Below are 19,333 nucleotides of genomic sequence, written 5' to 3'. Positions count from 1 at the left end.
CGTTAGGCCGCTGTTTAAGCTGGTAATATTACTCAAAATTTTGCTTTTGTGCCCGAAAAATAGCCAGACCCTTTTCGTTCTGGTTTGAAAAACCGGCTCAGAAAGCCTTCAATTTACACTACGCAGGGAAGTTTGTATGGCAGATATCATCCGTTTGTTACCCGAGTATTTGGCCAACCAGATCGCCGCGGGCGAAGTGGTGCAGCGCCCGGCCTCGGTGGTAAAGGAGTTGTTGGAGAATAGCGTAGACGCGCGCAGTACTAGCGTAACCTTGATCATTAAAGACGCAGGCAAGCAGCTCATTCAGGTGGTGGACGACGGCGTAGGCATGACCGAGACCGACGCCCGCATGTGTTTTGAGCGGCACGCCACTTCTAAAATAAAATCTACCGAAGACCTGTTCCGCATAAAGACCATGGGCTTTAGGGGCGAGGCGATGGCCTCCATTGCGGCCGTGGCCCAAGTGGAGATGAAAACCCGCGCCCGGGGTTCAGAACTGGGCACCTGCCTCACTATTGAAGGCAACGAGGTTATGAAACAGGAGCCGGTGGCCATGGCCGAGGGGACGGTGGTAAGCGTGAAGAATTTATTTTTCAACGTACCCGCCCGTCGCAATTTCCTGAAGAGCAACCCCGTGGAGATGCGCCACATTTTGGACGAGTTTCAGCGCGTGGCTTTGGCAAATCCTGAAATAGCCTTTGTGCTGTACCAGAACGAGGTGGAGGTGATGAATTTGCCCGCCGGGAAACTGAGCCAACGCATTGTGAGCATTTTTGGCAAAGAGTACAAAGAACAAATGGCGGTCTGCGAAGAGACTACGCCATTTCTGACCGTTAGCGGCTACATAGGCAAGCCGGAATTTGCCAAGAAAAGCCGCGGAGAGCAGTTCTTCTTCGTGAACAACCGCTTTATCAAAAGCCAGTACCTGAACCACGCCGTGCTCACCGCCTTTGAAGGCCTGCTGCCCAAAGACAGTTTTCCGTTTTACGTGCTCTTTCTGGAAATAGCCCCGGAAACGATAGACATCAACGTGCACCCTACCAAGACCGAGATTAAGTTTGAGGACGAGAAAACCGTCTACGCTATTGTGCGGGCGGCCGTGAAACAGAGCCTAGGTTTGCACAACATTGCCCCATCGCTGGACTTTGGCGCCGATGTGAATTATATGCCTTTGCAGCCCATGAAGTTTCCTGCTTCCATGGATTTTGAAACCGCGCCTGCTTTGGCACCCAGAACTTCGTCTAAGATGAATCAGTCCACCACGTTTACTTCCCGCGCTTCGGGCGGCGGTGGGAGGGATGATTTTGCCCCAACGGCCCCTACCCGCGAGGTTTCCCGCGCCAATACCGAGGACAGTCATTTGTTTCCGGAGGAAGATTCGTTTTCCTCGGCAACCGCGAACCTGGCCGGAGGCTCCAAGACATTGCAGGTGCATCAGAAGTATTTGATGGTGCAGGTAAAATCTGGCTTGATGGTGGTGGACCAACAGGCCGCGCAAGAACGGATTCTGTACGAGAAATACAGCCAGGCTTTGGGCAAACGCACCGGGGCCTCGCAGCAACTGCTCTTTCCGCAGACCCTCCAACTCTCGCCCGCCGATTTCTCTTTGGTGATGGAATTGTCTGACGAGTTCACGGCGCTGGGCTTCGTGTTCAATGATTTCGGGAATAATACGCTGGTGGTGAACGGTATTCCCGCAGAGATTCCGCTGCGCGATGAAAAGGAGCTGATTGAAGGCTTGCTGGAGCAGTACAAAAATAACCTGAGTGCGTTGAAGGTAGACCGGCAGGAAAATTTGGCACGGGCCATGGCCAGACGTGTGGCTTCCCGCCTAACTGGCAGGTTGAGTGACCAGGAAATGAACGCCCTGGTAGACCGGTTGTTTGGCTGCCAAGTGCCCAATTACACGCCCAGTGGGCAGAAAACGCTGGTAATTCTGCAAACCGAACAGCTACAGGACCTGTTTCTGCGCGGCTAGCATTCTGTCTGGTACAGGTTTTTGGCGTGAAATATGCGGCAAGCTGATTATTTAATCGGGGCGGGGTACCAATAGCGGGCGTTTCTCCGTACTGTTTGAAACATAACTATTACTTTCGCCCGCTGTTATCCTAAGCAGGGAAGGAGAAAGTGCTGGTTTTGCCTGGCTTTTTGGTTTCCTGACACCTGTACCATACTATAAGACTCTGCTATGCCACCCATCACGCCCATGGTGCGTAACCTGCTTATTCTGAACGTGATCATGTTCATTCTAAGTGATAGGCTGTTTCCTTCACAAATGTTTGCGCTGCATGATATCCGCTCAGACTATTTCCGGCCGTACCAATTTGTCACCCACATGTTCATGCACGGAGGTTTGATGCACCTGTTCGGCAACATGTTCAGTTTATTTATGTTTGGACCCATGCTGGAGCGGTACTGGGGCGAAAAGCGCTTCCTAGTCTTCTACCTGATAACAGGCTTGGGGGCCAGTTTGCTGTACTCGGGGGTACACTATTGGGAAGTGAGTAACATACAAGATTTAGTAGCAGCGTATCTGCAAAACCCAGATCCATTTGACTTTAAGAAGATTTTAGACAGCTTACAAACTGTTAGATATAATACTGATTACCTCGTTGAGTTTCAGCGAAATCCCCAAGATCCAATCAAAATCGCAGAGACAAGTGCTTTGGTACAGCAGGAATTTACTAGGATGCTTAATGGGCAGATGTTGGGAGCTTCCGGCGCGGTGTTCGGGATTCTGATGGCGTTCGGGATGTTGTTCCCCAATACCGAGCTCATGCTGCTATTCTTTCCGGTGCCCATCAAGGCCAAATATTTTGTGCTCATGTACGGGGGCTTTGAGATTTACTCGGGCTTGAACCGCATGCCCGGCGACAATGTAGCCCACTTCGCGCATTTGGGCGGAATGCTTTTTGCGTATATTCTATTGAAGCTTTGGGAAAAACAACGCAACAACTTTTACTAACCTATGACTAGCATTTTTGACGATATCCGTTCGGCGTTTAGCAGAGGCAACAATGCCCTGCACCAGCTCATTTTCATCAATGTGGTGGTGTTTGCAGTGTTGATTATCCTGCGCACCATCATGACGCTCAGCGGCTCAGGCAGCTTGTTTGCCTACCTCATGACCTTTTTGAGCGTGCCTTCCAACCTGCAGCTCTTCGCGTACCGGTTCTGGACCATCTTTACTTACTTTTTCATTCATCTGGAATTCTTCCATATACTCTTCAACATGCTCAACCTGTACTGGTTCGGGATGCTGATTCGGGAATATTTAGGCGATAAGCGTCTGGTGAACCTCTACATTTTGGGCGGCTTGGCCGGTGGTCTCATTTACCTGATCAGCTACAACACTATTCCTTACCTGCAGATTCGGGCTGAAGGTTCTTTCATGATGGGGGCTTCCGGTAGTGTGATTGCCATTATGGTAGCCGCGGCCACGTTGTTGCCCAACTACACCTTCAACCTGATTCTGATTGGCCCCATCCGGATCAAATACATTGCTTTGGTCATGGTATTGCTGTCTATTTCTGGGGCTACCGGTGGGAACGCGGGTGGAAACATTGCGCACTTAGGCGGCGCGCTCCTAGGCTTCTTTTACGTGCGGCAGTTACAGAGTGGCTCAGACTGGGGAAGACCCGTGCAAGCAGTCCTCGGCTTTTTCAGAGGCCTGTTCCAGCGCCGCTCCCCGCTGAAAGTGGCATACAAAAACCCTAACCGTCCGTACACCTCATCAGCTTCGTCTCCCGTGTCAGCAGCTTCCAATATTCCGGGTAATCCGTCGCAATTGGAGATAGACCAGATTCTGGATAAGATTTCTGTCTCGGGGTATGAAAGCCTGACCAAAGAAGAAAAGCAGAAGCTGTTTAAGGCCAGCCAGAAATAGTTGGTAATTGCTGGTTTTCAGCTTTTTGCTTTAGGGCACTTTTTCTAAAAAGAGGCTAAAAAAACATACTCTTGCCCAAACGAAACCGGCTTCTTTCCAGGTGTGGCAGATTTTGTTTGTACGGACAGGTCGTGACCTGTCCACCACGGTAGCTGTCTAATGCAAACACATTCCACGAGAAACGCCCGCAGAAGAAAGGACAGGTCACGACCTGTCCGTACGAGTTGGATGGAGTGTGAAATATAATAAAGAACGCCTCGCAGACAAGATCTGCGAGGCGTACTTTATTGTAGGCTGATTTAAAGCTGTTTTCTGGAAACCTACCCTTAAACAGCTTAGCTTTTGCTGCTCTTGAGCATATCGCCTATGGCACCTATGTTACCCAAGGTTTCCACGGCAGTGGTAGGAATGAAGATCTTGTTGGCCGGACCCATGGCGATTTTTTCCAAGGCTTCAAACGATTTATAGGTCAGTACCCGCTCATCTAGGCCCGCTTCAATCAACAATTGGATGCGTCTTTTCTCGGCTTCCGCCACGTCAGCGATGGCGCGGGCCTGCCCCAAGGCCTGAAGTTCAGCGGAAGCACGGTCCCCTTCCGCCCGAAGTACTTTACTGGTTTTATCCCCTTCGGCGCGGAGAATCATGTCTTGTTTGGCGGCTTCGGCTTCCAGAATAGTGGCCCGGCGGTTCCGCTCGGCTTTCATCTGCTTGTCCATGGCTTCCTGAATGTCCAGCGGTGGTTTGATGTCAATGACCTCCACGCGTTCAATGCGCACACCCCATTTCTCGGTAGCCTCGTCTAAAGCGGTTCTGATCTCTGCGGAAATCCGCTCGCGGCCGGATAGGGTTTCGTCTAGTTCCAGGTTACCGATGATTTGCCGCATGGTAGCCGTGGTGATGTTGCGCACGCCCAACACGTAGTCAAAAATGCCGTACGTGGCCTGCTCTGGCCCTACTACCTGGTAGAACACAATGGTGTCAATGAGCACCTGCACGTTGTCACGTGTAATCACGCTCTGGGGCGGAACGTTCGTCTGCTGGATGCGCAAATCGTGGTACACCCGCACGCGGTCCACAATGGGGATGAACAGGTTCAGGCCGGGGTGCATGAGGCGCTGAAATTTACCCAGCCGTTCTACCACGCCTACCCGTTGCTGCGGTATAATGCGGATAGAGAGCGCCATGAGCACAATGACGGCGGCAAGAATAATGAGAGAGGTAGTCATAGTTCTGAGGTATGTTGGTTTTAGCTGAATTCTTTAAAAATGGCCTGAAAAGGAAGGTTTACTTGATAGGAACTACTTGCAAAACGGTGCTGCTTTGGCCGATGACCAGAATGCGCTGCCCCGGCGAAAGATCTTCCTGCGCACTCGCCGACCAAATTTCGGTGCCCACCCGCACAATGCCCAGGCGGGTAGAGGAGATGGGTTCCAGTACTTCGCCCTGCTGGTTGGTGAGTTGGTGGGCCGGATCGGCGTAGCCTTTGGCTTGGCGCAGACGGGCTGTGAGCGGTTTGGTGAGAAATATCAAAAACAAAGCAAAAACGCTGGCGGCGGCAGGAGGTAGCCAATGGGCCTGGGGGAATAGGTACGCCAAAACGGCGGCCACCAATACGGAGATACCCAGCCACAGCAAATAGAAAGTACCAGTCACCATCTCGGCTATCAGCAGCAAAATGCCCGCTATGAGCCATATCCACCATGCTTCCATCTCCATCGTCTTTTCGTTTTCTACTTTAAGCTATTGATTATGAACGCCTGTTTGGGGTATTAGTCGTTGGCGGATGTAAAATATAACAGCAGAAGTAGAATTGTTTTGAAGCCGATGTAGCGAGAATAGGTCTAAACTGACTGGTGCAAGAGTGCCAAGGTTAGAATTGTCTTAGATTTTACTATTTTGGATAACCTAAACAGACAAACCAGATTCTCTATGAAGAAACACTTCTACTCCTTGGCTACCATGGCGTTGCTGACTTTTGCGGGCTTTGAAACGATGGCGCAAAGAACCTACCTGCATTGCGGCCAACTGATTGACGGAATTAAAAACCAGCCCCAGTCTGAGATGACCGTGATTATTGAGAAAAACCAGATTGTGGGTGTGGAGAAAGGCTACACAACGCCTTCTGCCGGTGCCAAGGTCATTGACCTGAAAAACAGAACCGTGATGCCCGGCTTCATGGACATGCACGTGCATTTTGAAAGCGAAACCAAGCCCAATGCCATTGCGGAGGCCATCTCGTTGAACAAAGGAACCGTGGCCTTCCGGTCAGTTAATTATGCAGAGCGGACGCTGCTGGCCGGTTTTACCACAGTTCGGGATTTAGGCGGCAGCGGCGTGAATGTGCAGCTCCGCGACGCCATCAATCAAGGCTTGGTGAAAGGGCCGCGCATGTTCGTGGTAGGCAAGGCCATCTCGGCCACGGGCGGGCACATGGACCCCACCAACGGGTACCGCGCAGATTTGCAAGGTGATCCCGGCCCCGCCGAAGGAGTAGCAAACGGACCCGATGAATGCCGCAAAGCCGTGCGTTACCAATACAAAAACGGAGCCGACCTTATTAAAATAGCTTCTACCGGTGGGGTGCTGAGCGTAGCCAAAGATGGTTCCGCGCCTCAGTTCACCGAAGAGGAAATCAGAGCCATTGTGCAGACCGCCAACGATCTGGGGCTGAAAGTAGCGGTGCACGCCCACGGAGCCGAAGGCATGAAACGCGCTGTAAGGGCCGGGGTGACTTCTGTGGAACACGGCACCCTGATGGACGAGGAAACCATGAACCTTATGAAGAAAAACGGAACCTGGTACGTGCCCACCCTCACTGCAGGCAAATCCGTGGCCGATTCCGCGAAGATCAAAGGGTACTATCCGCCGCTGGTGACTCCCAAAGCCTTAGCCATTGGGCCGCAGTTACAGGGTACTTTCGCGAAAGCGTATAAGAAAGGCGTGAAGGTCGCCTTCGGGACAGATGCCGGGGTGTTCATGCACGGTAAAAACGCGAAAGAGTTTGAGTACATGGTGGAAGCCGGTATGCCTGCCATGGAAGCCATCAAGGCAGCCACCGTCTACGCCGCTGATTTGTTGGGTATGTCTGATAAACTGGGCACCGTAGAGAAAGGGAAGTTCGCTGACTTTGTGGCCGTAAACGGGAATCCGTTGCAGGATATAAAGGTTCTACAGCAAGTGAACTTTGTGATGAAGGACGGAGTGGTGTACAAGCAGTAGGGTTTTTACCCATACACATTATTCATTTTTTGTCATCCTGAAAGGATCTTGTGGGCGAACTGTAATAACGTCTGAGTAAATGCATTCTTAGTTCGTTCTCAAGATTTTTCCAAGATGACAAAGAGGAGGTAAAGAAAGTCACGGAAGTAACTTCCGCGCCATAGAGAGTGATTTCCCTTCATTTGTCATCCTGAAAGGAGCTGTGACTGCGATTACTATAAAGTCTGTCTAATTCGCCCACAAGATCTTTTCAAGATGACAAAAAGAAAAGAATAGAACAGTTAAAACAGGAGAGCCCGGCCAATTGGCCGGGCTCTCCTGTTTTAACTGTTTATAGCTAGCGCTTATGCGTTGGCAGGCATGTTGTCTAACACATCCATTACTTCACGCACGGCTTTTTCAGAGGCTTTCAACAAGGCCATTTCGTCCTCGTTCAATTGCAGTTCAATTACTTTTTCAATTCCGTTTTTACCTAATACCACCGGTACACCCAGGTAGGTACCAGAGATGCCGTATTCGCCTTCCAGTTTAATACAAACCGGGAACACGCGTTTCTGGTCACGAACAATGGCTTCTACCATCTGCGCAGCCGCAGAACCTGGTGCATACCAAGCCGAGGTGCCCATCAGTTTCACCAGTTCACCACCGCCGTTTTTAGTGCGGTCTACAATGGCGTCCAGTTTGGCAGAGTCAATCAGTTCGGTAACCGGAATACCGCCTACGGTAGTGTAACGCGGAAGTGGTACCATGGTATCGCCATGGCCACCCATTAATACCGCTTGGATGTCTTTAGGAGACACGTTCAATTCTTCGGCTAAGAAAGCACGGTAACGAGCGGTGTCCAGTATACCGGCCATGCCCATTACTTTGGTACGAGGCAGTTTAGAAGTTACGTGCGCCGCGTAAGTCATTACGTCCAAGGGATTAGACACCACAATAATGATGGCCTCCGGCGAATGCTTAATCACGTTTTCGGTCACAGAACGAACAATACCGGCGTTGGTGCTGATAAGGTCATCGCGGGTCATGCCGGGCTTGCGGGGCAAACCGGAAGTAATCACCACCACGTCTGAGTTGGCGGTACGGGTATAATCATTGGTAACACCCACAGTGCGGGTGTCATACAGGTTAATCGGCGATTTCTGCCAGATATCCAATGCCTTGCCTTCGGCGAAGCCTTCTTTGATATCCACTAACACTACTTCATTGGCAATCTCGCGGTACGCCAACACGTCGGCACAGGTGGCCCCTACGTTACCAGCTCCAACTACGGTTACTTTCATTTGTTTACGTTTGGTTAGATGATATACTACGCGGTGAAATTAGGAAAAAGGCCGTCACCGGAAAATTATTTCGGGAATATCTGTGACTTTAAGGATTGTTGATTGTCAATTGCTGATTGTTGTTTTAGGCCTGTTTTCCTGAAACAGGCCTAAAACGGCTTTTTATAAGGTCACTCCGAAGCCTCAAACCAATAACCGGTACTGCTTCAAAGGTAATAACATCCCTCGCTCGCCTCTGGCGAGTGTGAGCTACCTGCGGCGTCCCGCCGCTTAGGATTCAATTAACAAATACCACCACCACCACCACCACCACCACCACGCGGCCAGAGGCCGCAGGTAGCTCACACTCGCCAGAGGCGAGCGAGTGTTCGGTTTCTTTTCAAACAATCAGCAATTAACAATCAACAATTAGCTCCGGGTTACCGTGATTTCCAGCACTTCCTGGGTGTTTTCGGTGACTTTGAAACGATTGTCGGGTTGCTGGCCAATGACCCAGGTCAAGGATGCGTCTGAGACTAATACCCAGACATCGGGCTTAAGGTTGGCTGGTACCTTCTTGTCTATGAGTAGGTCACTCACTTTCTTTTTACCGTTCATGCCTAGCGGAATAAACCAATCGCCTTCTTTCCAGGGGCGCAGCTTCAGCGGGAACTTCAGCAGGTCAGCGTCTAAGGCGGCGGTGTCTTTAGAGCGGGGCACTTTGTAGCCTTCAGCGGGTTTACGGGTGAATTTGGCTAAATAAGGCCCAAAACGCAGTTCGGTGGTTTCTTCTGGCACGGTGATACTTCCGAATTTCTCCAACGGCTTGGCGGTAATGACCAGGTCCTCGCGGTCTTTCACCAGCACGTGGGTAGGAGAGGAGAATGTCTTGCCCGAAATACCCTCCCAGGCGGCGGCAATTTCCTGGGCCTGGCTGTAGGAAAAGTGGAACGGTTTTAGCAGTTCATGCAGCAGAACCACGGGGGTCGGGCTGGTTTGCAGGGGCGCAATAGAAAGGTAGGTGGCGCCGTTCTCCTGGCGTTGCGTTTTGGCCTTCAATTCCTGAAAAGAAGCCAGAAACACGGCCTCGGCACCTTGCAAGCGCTCCAAAGTGGAAGTGAAGGTTTCTTCCAGGTTGGGGTTGAGTTTCTTGAGCACCGGAATAACGTCCTGGCGCACCAGGTTGCGGTTGTATTTGGTACTCTCATTGCTGGAATCTTCCCGCCACGCCAAACGTTTTGTTACCAGCCACTCATACAGATCGTCTTTGGTGAGACCTAGGAGCGGACGGATGAGGTTCCCGTTTTTGGGCAGAATGCCGTGAAGTCCGGCCAAACCGGTGCCGCGCACCAGATTCAGGAGCACGGTTTCCAGGGCATCGGACTGGTGGTGGGCCGTGGCGATGACATCATACCCCAGACTCTGGCGCATCTGCTCAAACCATTGGTAGCGCAGGGTGCGGGCGGCCATTTGGGTAGAGATGCCTTCCTGTTGGGCAAAGGCCTGGGTCTGGAACTGCTCGCTGTAGAAAGGTGCGTCGTATTGTTTGGCCAGTTTGCGCACGAACAGCTCATCGGCGTCTGACTCCTCGCCGCGCAGCCCGAAGTTGCAGTGCAGCACGGCAAAGGGCAGCTTGAGGCGGTGCAGGAGATCGGCTAAGACTACTGAATCCAGCCCTCCGCTGACGGCAGCCAGAATTTTGGTGTCAGAGGTGGCTAACTGATGGGCGTTTATATAGTGTAAAACTTTCTGGAGCATCGGTAAAGGAAGGGTATTTTTAGTAATTTCGCAGCTATTGCATTGATTGATGAAGTTCACAAAGATAGGTTTAGTATCTCTTTTCTCCCTGTTCTCGGTTATTTTGGCTTATGGGCAGGCTACGCCGCCGCAGCAGGGGAACGGACAGCCGGTAGAGGTGTCGGCGAATACGCTGCAATCCGGTCGGTACAACGGCGAGGAAGTGCGCCGTTTGCTGGGCAATGTGGTCATGCGACAGGGCCAGACTACCCTTACCTCAGACTCGGCGTACCAGTACGTGAGTGACCGCAACAAACTGGAGGTGTTTAGTAACGTGCACATCACCCAGCCCGGCATGGATGCCACCAGTGCCACCGCCAGTTATGACGGTACCCGGCGCATTGCCACCATGCGGGGCGGTGTCACGCTGCGCGACGAGCAGATGACCTTGACCACGCCTTCGCTGGATTATGATTTGAACGCGAAACGCGCTTATTATACCACCACGGGTAATATTGTAGGGCCAGACTACACCATCAACAGCCAACTGGGTACCTACACCTCAGATGACAAGGTACTCACGTTTAAAAAGAACATCAAATACGTGGGACAAAACGCCGAGGTGCTGAGTGATACCATGTCTTACAACACCGTGACTAAAGTAGTAGAGTTCTTCGGGCCTACCACCATCAAGTCACCTGACGGCACGCTACGCGCGAACCGCGGAACGTACAACACTGCCACCCGTGAGTCTAACTTCAGAGGAAACGCCAGCATCAAAACCCCGGAATACCTGATCAAAGGTGAGACCCTGACCTACGACAAAACCAAGGAATACTACACGGCGTCGCGTAACGTGTCCATGACTTCCATCAAAGACACTACCATTATTACGGGGCAAACCGCTTTGTACTGGCGCGCGCTGGGCCGGGCCAAAGTCTTCGGTTCACCGGTCATGCGCACCATTGAGAAACGCGATACCATGTACCTGTCAGCAGATACGCTGGTATCTGTGGAGAACGTGAAAGACAAAACCAAGAAAGGCAAAGTGTTCGCGTACCGCGATGTGCGGATTTTCAAGTCTGACTTACAGGGTTTGTGCGATTCGCTCACCTATGACCAGAACGACTCCATCATCTACATGGACAGGAACCCGCGGCTGTGGGCAAACAAAAACCAAATGACCGCAGATAGCGTGGTCATGCAACTGCGCAACAACACCATTGATCAGATGCGCATGTTCGGGAACTCCTTCGCTATTTCTATTGACACCTTGGAGAACTACAACCAGGTGAAAGGCCGCAACATGATTGCGCGCTTCAGTGATGGCAAGATCCGGCGCATTGACGTGAACGGAAACGCCGAAAGCCTTTACTTCGCCCTGCAGGGAGACACCACCACCATGGGCATGAACCGGGCGGTGAGCAGTGACATGCGCATGATGTTCAACGATGGCCAGGTTCAGTACATCACGTTTCTGGAACAGCCAGACGCTAAACTTATTCCGCCGCATGAACTGGAAGAGCCGGATACTCGCCTGAAAGGCTTCGTGTGGCGTAGTGATGAAAAACCAACCCGCGCGTATGTTCTGGAGAAAAGAGGCGGCAAGAAAGCTCCGGCCAAGCCGAAACCAACCCCAACAACAGCTACCACAAAAGCCAAAAGCGGCAGTAAGGCAGTTACAGGAGCGGCCGCCAAGCCTAAGGCAGGTACGGCAAGCCCGCAGAAGTCATCAACTCAACCTGCTGCACAGTCTAAACCCACCCAAGTGAAACCTGCTACCCCTAGGCGTCCTATAATCAAGGGAGGCGGTTTCAAGAAAGCAGGTTCTTAAGGAGGAATTTAGGTATACTTAGTAGCTCTTGCTCATCGTTCTGTGTATATTCAAAAGATTTTCGTTATTTTTGCGCGCTTATGACCAAACGCATTCTTTCCCGGTTGTCCATTCTGCTCCTAGTAGTGCTATTGGGCGCTTGCGGACAATACAATAAAATCCTGAAAAGCGACGACGTAGACAAGAAATACGCCGCGGCTCTCTCTTACTATGAAAAGGAAGAGTACGACAAAGCCGGTGCTTTGCTGGAAGACCTGATGCCACTGCTGAAAGGACGTAGCGAGTACGAGAAGGCAAACTTCCTGTATGCCTACACCAAATATCACCAGCAACTGTACCTGGAAAGCTCCTTCCACTTTATTTCCTTCGGGCAGACGTTCCCACGCAGCCAGTACGCCGAGGAAGCCGCTTTCATGAACGCCAAGTCACTGACCAATGAATCGCCGTCGGTGAATCTGGACCAGCAGAGCACCGCGCAGGCCATGGCTGCTTTGCAAGAGTTCATGCGCCGCTACCCGCAAAGCAAATACATGGCAGAAGCCAACAAAGTGTATGATGAGCTTTCGCGCAAGATTGAGGTAAAGGCCTTTGAAGGAGCCAAGCAATACTACAAACTCACCAACTATGATCCGCAGTACTACAAAGCGGCTGTGGTGGCGTTAGAGAACTTCCGGAAGAGCTTTCCTTCTTCCATTTACAATGAAGAAGCCGCTTACCTGCGCATAGATGCCCAGTACAACTATGCCCGCGAAAGCATTGAAAGCAAACAGCGGGATCGCTACGCCGAGGTGATTACCATGTACCAGACGTTTGTGGACGCGTACCCGCAAAGCAAATTCCTGCGTACTGCCGAAGGTATCTATGATTCTAGCCGGCAAGCGCTGGAAAGACTCAGCAAAGCCCCGGCAGCGGCGGCTACGGCAACCAATAAATAAATTGTAAAACCCATTTCACTAGACATATGGCCCAAGTACCAGCATCTATCGTAACGCGTAACATTTCTGACCTGGCGGTTGAGACCGGTAACGTGTATCAGTCTATCTCTATTATCTCTAAGCGGGCAAATCAGATTTCGGTGAAGGTGAAGGAGGAATTGAACTCTAAACTAGCCGAGTTTGCCACTACCGTGGACAACCTGGAAGAGGTATTTGAGAACCGCGAGCAGATTGAGATCTCCAAATACTATGAGCGCCTTCCTAAGCCTACCAACATGGCCATTGAAGAGTTTGTAGAAGGAAAAGTTTACTTCCGTAACGCTGATGACGAAGAGCAAACCTCTTCCGCGTTTTAATTTTACGTTTTTGAATGCTTCGGCATAAAAAAATTATCCTGGGAGTTTGCGGAAGCATTGCGGCCTATAAAGCGGCTTTGCTGGTGCGCCTCCTCATCAAAGCAGAAGCAGAAGTGCAGGTAATCCTGACCACTTCTGCTTCTGCTTTTATAACCCCTGTCACCTTAGCCACGCTCTCCAAACGGCCGGTCTTAACCGAGTTCGTGCGGAATGACAACTCCGGGCTTTGGCATAATCACGTGGAACTCGGCCTCTGGGCCGATGCCCTGGTGGTAGCGCCCGCCAGTGCGAACACCGTAGGGAAATTTGCCCGAGGATTGTGCGATAACCTTTTGTCAGCCACGTACCTCTCGGCGCGCTGCCCCGTGTTTGTGGCGCCCGCCATGGACTTGGACATGTACCAACACCCGGCGGTGCAGGAAAACTTTCGGTTACTGCGCTCCTACGGTAACCACGTCATTGAAGCCGGGCACGGCGAGCTGGCCAGCGGGTTGGTAGGGCAGGGGCGCCTGGCAGAGCCCGAAGAGATCATTCAGGTTTTACAACAGCATTTTACGTCACACAACATTGTTTAACGGCAAGAAAGTCCTGATTACGGCCGGGCCCACCTATGAGCCTCTAGACCCCGTTCGGTTCATTGGTAACCATTCTACCGGGAAAATGGGTTTTGCATTGGCCCGTTCCCTGGCCGAACAAGGCGCCGAGGTGTTTCTGGTAGCGGGTCCCACCAATATGACGTTATTCCATCCATTGGTGCAGGTCACCGCTGTGATGACCGCCGATGAAATGTTTGCGGCCTGTCAGGAAAAAGCCGAGGCAGCCGATCTCTGGATTTTTGCCGCTGCCGTAGCCGACTACAAACCCAAGGATACCGCTCTGACTAAAATAAAAAAAAGTGACGCCTCTTTTACCATTGAACTGGTGAAGAACGTTGATATAGCAGCTACCTTGGGCCAGCAGAAACGCCTGAACCAATTTGCGGTAGGGTTCGCCCTGGAAACCGATCAGGAACTGGAGAATGCCCGCCAAAAACTGGCAAAAAAGAACCTGGACATGGTAGTGCTCAACTCCCTGCGTGACCCCGGGGCCGGTTTCAGGCATGACACCAATAAAATCACCATTGTGAAACCTGCTACGGTAGAGGAGTACGAACTGAAGACCAAAGACGAGGTAGCGCAAGATATTCTGGAATCCATTAAAGCTGAATGGGCATGTTTGCAAAGAAAATAGGTTGGGTTTTACTGGGGCTGTTGTTCCCGTTGTGCCTGCAGGCGCAGGAATTACGTTGTGAAGTAACCGTGAACAGCGACCAGGTACAAGCCACCGACCGGCAGGTGTTCCAGCAGATGCAGAACGCCATCTCTGAGATCATAAACAACACCCGCTGGACCAGTGACGTGTACCAGAACGAAGAGCGCATCCGGTGCAAAATGTTCATTACGCTGCGTGCCATGCCCCAGATTGGCGTGTACGAAGCCAACACCCAGATTATCTCTAGTAGGCCCACGTACGGTACCGGGTATGAAACCACGGTGCTTTCGTTTGTAGACACCAAGTTTGAGTTTGAGTACAATCCGGCGCAGCCGCTGCAATACGCGCCTAACACTTACACCTCCAATCTCACCGCTATTCTGTCTTTTTACGCTTACACCATCATTGGCATGGACAACGACAGTTTCTCACGGCTGGGCGGTGCTAATGCGTTGGCAGAGGCCAACAACATCCTGAACTTGGTTACCTCGGCAGGGGTGGGCAGCGGGGGCTGGAGCGCTACGGCAGATACCAGAAACCGCTACTGGCTCATCAACAACCTGCAAGACCCGCAGTTTGAACCGCTTCGCTCGGCCATTTACTTGTATCACCGGCAAGGCCTAGATTTGATGGCGCAAGACCCGGAGAAGGCCAGACAGAACATGTTAGAGGCGCTACGGAATATTCAGCAGGTAGCCAGAATCCGTTCCGGTAGCGCGGCGCTACGGTCATTTTTTGAAGCCAAAGCCACCGAATTGAGCAATGCCTTTGCTTCGGCCACTCCGGCCCAAAAACAGCAGGCCTTTGAATTGCTCACCCAAATTGACCCCACCAACCGCGCCCGTTACGAAAGCTTGGTGCAACGCTAAACTTCTGTTTAGCGGGTGTTTTCAGGAAAATACCCGCTAAACGCTTATGGATTTCAGCTTTGATTTCCAGAAATCTCCTCTAAAAGGGGCTGGTATGTCCTTCGGGAAAATGCGTAAAACTTCTGCTAAAGGAAAGTGGAAGTGCGGGTGATTTTTTGAAACTCTCTCCAAAAGATGTAAGTTTCTATACTAGAAGCTGATGCCCGTACCTTTACCTATGTTGCTCGTACAGGGAGTAGTGTTGGTGCCGGAACGTCATAACCCAAAGCTTCCAAAAAAAAGACTCCGCCAAAGAAAATAAGCTACATTCATTAGTTTTTAAACTAAATAAATTAGCATCTTTGTCTATTGGAGTACACCACCACAACGCAAACTGAAAGAGGCATTCATCCCTTATGCTCGTAGATCTTAAGATAAAAAATTACGCCCTTATTGAGCAGCTGGAGCTGCAACCATCGCCGCTGCTGAACATTATTACCGGTGAAACAGGAGCGGGTAAGTCTATCATGCTGGGGGCTATCGGGTTGCTGCTGGGTAACCGCGCCGACTCTAAACTGCTTTTCAACCAGAATGAAAAGTGCGTGATAGAAGGCTCCTTCAATATTTCTGAATATGATCTGGCTTCCTTCTTTGAAGAAGAAGACTTGGATTTTGAGCCGGTGAGTCTGTTGCGTCGCGAGATCAGCCCTAGTGGCAAATCGCGGGCGTTTGTGAACGACACACCCGTGACGCTGGAGACCCTTCGGCGCATTGGCGAGCAACTCATGGACATCCACTCTCAGCATGACACCTTGCTGTTGGGGGACCAGGGTTACCAGTTGAACATTGTGGATTCCTTCGCCCAGAACGAGGATCTGCGGACCCATTACGGCACCGCGTACCGCAGCTACAGAAAGCTGGAGAAGGAGTTCAAAGACCTGGAAAGCCAACTGGCGCAGTCGCAGAAAGAGCTGGACTACAATACGTTTCTGCTGAACGAATTGGTAGAGGCGAATCTTCAGGCCGAAGAACAGGAAAGCCACGAAATGGAGTTAAAGCAATTGGAGCACGCCGAGGAGATCAAGATGAAACTCAGCCAAGCGCTGCAATATATCTCTGAAAGTGAGTACAACGCTTCCGGTGCCCTCAAAGACGCCAGCCACCTCATTGGCCAGGTGACCGAATACGGTGAAACCTTCCAGACCCTGAAAGAACGCCTGGACAGTTGCCTTATTGAGCTGATTGACATTGGGGGTGAACTGGAAGACGCGGAACGCAAAACCGAGGCTGATCCGCAACGTGCCGAGCAACTGCAGGAACGCCTGGACTTGATCTACACGCTCCAACGCAAACACCAGGTGCGTACCGTAGAAGAACTGTTAACCTTGCAGGCCGAACTGGAAATTAAAGTTAGCAGTGTCCACAACCTGGATGCCGCCATTGAGAAAACCAGGAAAGCCCTGACCGCTGCCCTGCAGGAAGTAGAAACCCGTGCCGAAGCCTTATCGCAAAGCCGTACCAGCGTGTTCACCATTTTTCAGGATGAACTGCATAGCTTGCTTTCAGAACTAGGCATGCCGAACGCGCGCGTGGTCTTTGAACACAAGATTTCGGCTCCGGCTCCTACGGGGATTGATGTGGTGAACATCCTGTTCAGCGCGAACAAAGGAGCCGCCCCGCAGACCTTGAGCAAAGCTGCCTCTGGCGGTGAGTTCTCCCGTTTGATGCTTTGCGTGAAGTACCTGCTCGCCGACAAGACCGCTTTGCCTACCATCATCTTTGACGAAATTGACACCGGTATTTCCGGCGAGATTGCCGTGAAAGTAGGCAAAATGATGCAGCAGATGTCGCAGAAGCACCAGTTAATCTGTATCTCGCACTTACCGCAAATGGCCGCCCAGGGCGAAACCCATTACTTCGTCTACAAAGAAGACCGCGCCGACCGCACCATCAGCCGCATTCGGCAGTTAAGCCACGAAGAACGCGTAGTAGAAATTGCCCAGATGATTGCCGGAGCCAATCCCTCAGAAAATGCCTTCCAAAGCGCGAAAGAACTCTTGGCGCTGAGTGCTTGATCAGGGAAGAGCGTTTAGGGTTTGTTTTTACATATTTGGGCTGTAAACGCTTGATGACTTTTAATTGTTTTTTTAACCCCTCTAACTCCCTACTAGCGGATTCTCCCCTTGAGGGGAGTTAGAGGGGTGTTTACATCTGCTGATCATGGCATTCCCGAAGTAGGGGCAATCTCTTGTGGTTACCCAATTCGGTTGCTACCCCATTTCCGGTTGTTGGTGATAACACCAACAACGGCAAGCGACGGCGTACGGAAATCGAGTCATGTAACACTTATGCTCCTATAAAACAGAAATCCCGCTGCAAAACTGCAGCGGGATTTCTGTTTAGGTCCTGTTTCAAGGAAAATAGCCTCTAAATGTACATTACCGTTCTAACTTGAAATCTGGATCAAGGGCAGGGCGTTGTGGTGTGTTAGAAATAGCCCAACCAGTGGCGTACATCCAGTTGGTCATGCGGGTCAGCTTCTTGTAGTCAATTCTGTTGGCTTCGTCTTTGGGCGTGTGGTAGTCTGGGTGCAGGAGCGTGGTGAAGAAGATGGCGGGGATACCCACTCGCGCATAAGGAAGGTGATCGCTCCGGAAATACCAGCCTTCCGGATGGCGTTGGTCATCCCAAGAGGTGTCTATGGCAAACTTAGAGAAGTTCTTATTCGCTTGCAGGGCCATGTCTACCAAAGCCGTGGAGTTGCGGTGTGGCTTGGTGGAGCCTAGCAGTGCCGCAGAATCTGGGGCGTTTCTGCCAATCATGTCTCCGTTGAGTACCGCCACAATGCTTTCTTTCTTGACGGTTGGGTGCTCGGCGTACCAACGGGAGCCCAGCAAACCGCGTTCTTCGGCCCCGTGCCAGACAAACAACGCAGAGCGTTGGCCAGGGTTCTGTTTCCAGGCGCGGGCAATGGCTAGCATGGCTACACTCACCGTGCCGTTGTCATCGGCCCCGTTCCAGATGGAATCGCCTTGCAGCGATGCACCTACCCCGTCATGGTCGTGGTGGCCGCTGAAGAGGACGTGCTCATTTTTCAACGTGAGATCAGCGCCGGGCGCCCGGGCTACTACATTGGCTGAGGGATACACGTAGCTGTCTACCTTCACCTGTACTCTGGCAGACCCGTTTGCTTTCCGGAGTTGGTCTTGCAGGCTTTGGCCGTTCACGGTGGGTTGTGCTATGAGAATGGGAACGGCTCTGCTGGTAGAGGGTGCGGCAGAACCTTCCAATTGGTACGTCCCTTCTTCAAAGCCGTGGCCCGCAAACCCAATATTGGCCTGGGTGGTTGAATCTGCGAGCAGGACAATGGCCGAAGCTCCGGCTCTGGTCAAAAGCATTCCTTGCTGGCGTACCGCCGATAAAATGTACCGGTAGCCCCACAAACTCATGCCCGGTGCCGGAAGGGTGGTGGGCGGAAGCATTCTCATGGCAACTATTTTGCCGCGTACGCTTTGCCGGGTAGTGTCAGATAAGGCATTCAGCCAAACCGGCGCGCCTTCTACCTGGCCTTCCACCGGCGAGGTCACCCATACGTCTTTGCCTAACTGCAGCTTTTGGCCCGCCAGGGTAATCTGGCTTTGGGGCGAGACCTGCATGCGGCGGAGCGGGTAAAACTGGAAATAAGTGCCATCATCGCCGGCAGGCTCCAGACCCGCCTCGCGGGCCCGTTCCGCCATCCAGGTGGCGGCTTGTAATTCTTCGGTTTCCCCGGCCCGTCTGCCCCGCAGACTGTCGCTGGCTAAGACAAACAGATCTCGGCGTAAATCTTCTTCTTTGATAGCCGAGAAAGCAGGCGGATTAGTGGCTGATGCGGGAGTACCGCTTGACGTTGCCGCCGGACGAGTGCATCCTGCTAAAGAAAGCAGCGCCAAGCAGCAAACCGGGGCCAGGGGTTTCAGCTGTTTTATAGAAAAGTAAGGCTGGGGCATAGGTCTATATTTTTGG

At 51.8% G+C, this 19,333-nt stretch carries 16 protein-coding genes; 11 read left to right on the top strand and 5 right to left on the bottom strand.

Annotated elements, in window-relative coordinates:
- Positions 1–136: 136 nt before the first annotated feature.
- From mutL to ACY0JR_RS09830, 3 genes are all read left to right on the top strand, one after another.
- Positions 137–1,978, top strand: a complete 1,842-nt coding sequence (gene mutL, locus ACY0JR_RS09840; RefSeq protein ID WP_462633859.1) for a DNA mismatch repair endonuclease MutL — start codon at positions 137–139, stop codon at positions 1,976–1,978.
- 210 nt (positions 1,979–2,188) lie between these two features.
- Positions 2,189–2,965: a rhomboid family intramembrane serine protease gene (locus ACY0JR_RS09835; RefSeq protein ID WP_462633858.1), complete on the top strand. Its 777-nt coding sequence runs from the start codon at positions 2,189–2,191 to the stop codon at positions 2,963–2,965.
- Between the two features lie 3 nt (positions 2,966–2,968).
- Positions 2,969–3,886 (top strand): rhomboid family intramembrane serine protease, encoded by a 918-nt coding sequence (locus ACY0JR_RS09830; protein ID WP_462633856.1) that lies wholly within the window; start codon positions 2,969–2,971, stop codon positions 3,884–3,886.
- A 335-nt stretch (positions 3,887–4,221) separates the two neighbouring features.
- Here ACY0JR_RS09830 and ACY0JR_RS09825 read toward each other — a convergent pair whose 3' ends face one another.
- Positions 4,222–5,112 carry an SPFH domain-containing protein gene (locus tag ACY0JR_RS09825; protein WP_462633854.1) on the bottom strand — a complete coding sequence of 297 codons (891 nt, stop codon included), beginning with the start codon at positions 5,110–5,112 and terminating at the stop codon, positions 4,222–4,224.
- 58 nt (positions 5,113–5,170) lie between these two features.
- Positions 5,171–5,602, bottom strand: coding sequence for an NfeD family protein (locus tag ACY0JR_RS09820; RefSeq protein WP_462633853.1), 432 nt, complete (start codon positions 5,600–5,602; stop codon positions 5,171–5,173).
- A gap of 213 nt (positions 5,603–5,815) precedes the next feature.
- On the opposite strand from ACY0JR_RS09820, the gene ACY0JR_RS09815 reads away from it, so the two are divergent.
- Positions 5,816–7,105 carry a metal-dependent hydrolase family protein gene (locus ACY0JR_RS09815; protein ID WP_462633852.1) on the top strand — a complete coding sequence of 430 codons (1,290 nt, stop codon included), beginning with the start codon at positions 5,816–5,818 and terminating at the stop codon, positions 7,103–7,105.
- A gap of 344 nt (positions 7,106–7,449) precedes the next feature.
- On the opposite strand, the gene mdh is transcribed toward ACY0JR_RS09815, so the two are convergent.
- Entirely contained in the window at positions 7,450–8,388 is a 939-nt protein-coding gene (gene mdh / locus ACY0JR_RS09810; RefSeq protein WP_462633850.1) for a malate dehydrogenase, read from the bottom strand.
- Between the two features lie 408 nt (positions 8,389–8,796).
- The gene (gene tilS, locus ACY0JR_RS09805) at positions 8,797–10,125 is read right to left on the bottom strand and encodes a tRNA lysidine(34) synthetase TilS (protein WP_462633849.1); all 1,329 of its coding nucleotides are present in this window, start codon (positions 10,123–10,125) and stop codon (positions 8,797–8,799) included.
- A 49-nt stretch (positions 10,126–10,174) separates the two neighbouring features.
- On the opposite strand from tilS, the gene ACY0JR_RS09800 reads away from it, so the two are divergent.
- The 7 genes from ACY0JR_RS09800 to recN all read left to right on the top strand — a co-directional run bounded on the left by ACY0JR_RS09800 (position 10,175) and on the right by recN (position 17,403).
- The gene (locus ACY0JR_RS09800) at positions 10,175–11,938 is read left to right on the top strand and encodes an OstA-like protein (RefSeq protein WP_462633848.1); all 1,764 of its coding nucleotides are present in this window, start codon (positions 10,175–10,177) and stop codon (positions 11,936–11,938) included.
- An 80-nt stretch (positions 11,939–12,018) separates the two neighbouring features.
- The gene (locus ACY0JR_RS09795) at positions 12,019–12,873 is read left to right on the top strand and encodes an outer membrane protein assembly factor BamD (protein WP_462633846.1); all 855 of its coding nucleotides are present in this window, start codon (positions 12,019–12,021) and stop codon (positions 12,871–12,873) included.
- Between the two features lie 26 nt (positions 12,874–12,899).
- Positions 12,900–13,229, top strand: a complete 330-nt coding sequence (locus ACY0JR_RS09790; RefSeq protein WP_462633845.1) for a DNA-directed RNA polymerase subunit omega — start codon at positions 12,900–12,902, stop codon at positions 13,227–13,229.
- 14 nt (positions 13,230–13,243) lie between these two features.
- Positions 13,244–13,804: a flavoprotein gene (locus ACY0JR_RS09785; protein WP_462633844.1), complete on the top strand. Its 561-nt coding sequence runs from the start codon at positions 13,244–13,246 to the stop codon at positions 13,802–13,804.
- Complete coding sequence (gene coaBC, locus ACY0JR_RS09780) at positions 13,797–14,459, top strand: bifunctional phosphopantothenoylcysteine decarboxylase/phosphopantothenate--cysteine ligase CoaBC (RefSeq protein ID WP_462633843.1); 663 nt, start codon at positions 13,797–13,799, stop codon at positions 14,457–14,459. Before ACY0JR_RS09785 ends, coaBC begins: the two co-directional genes overlap by 8 nt.
- Positions 14,441–15,349: a type IX secretion system protein PorD gene (gene porD / locus ACY0JR_RS09775; RefSeq protein ID WP_462633841.1), complete on the top strand. Its 909-nt coding sequence runs from the start codon at positions 14,441–14,443 to the stop codon at positions 15,347–15,349. The genes coaBC and porD overlap by 19 nt, the downstream gene beginning before the upstream one ends.
- A 395-nt stretch (positions 15,350–15,744) precedes the next feature.
- Positions 15,745–17,403, top strand: coding sequence for a DNA repair protein RecN (gene recN / locus ACY0JR_RS09770; protein ID WP_462633839.1), 1,659 nt, complete (start codon positions 15,745–15,747; stop codon positions 17,401–17,403).
- 363 nt (positions 17,404–17,766) lie between these two features.
- Here the strand turns inward: recN and ACY0JR_RS09765 are convergent, their stop codons facing one another.
- On the bottom strand, positions 17,767–19,317 hold the full coding sequence (locus ACY0JR_RS09765) for a M28 family metallopeptidase (protein WP_462633838.1): 1,551 nt from the start codon (positions 19,315–19,317) through the stop codon (positions 17,767–17,769).
- Positions 19,318–19,333 lie beyond the last annotated feature (16 nt).

The organism is Rufibacter sp. JT3400010, assembly GCF_054956755.1.
Note: the sequence above shows the minus strand (reverse complement) of the source record. Positions and strands in the feature narration are given on the sequence as shown.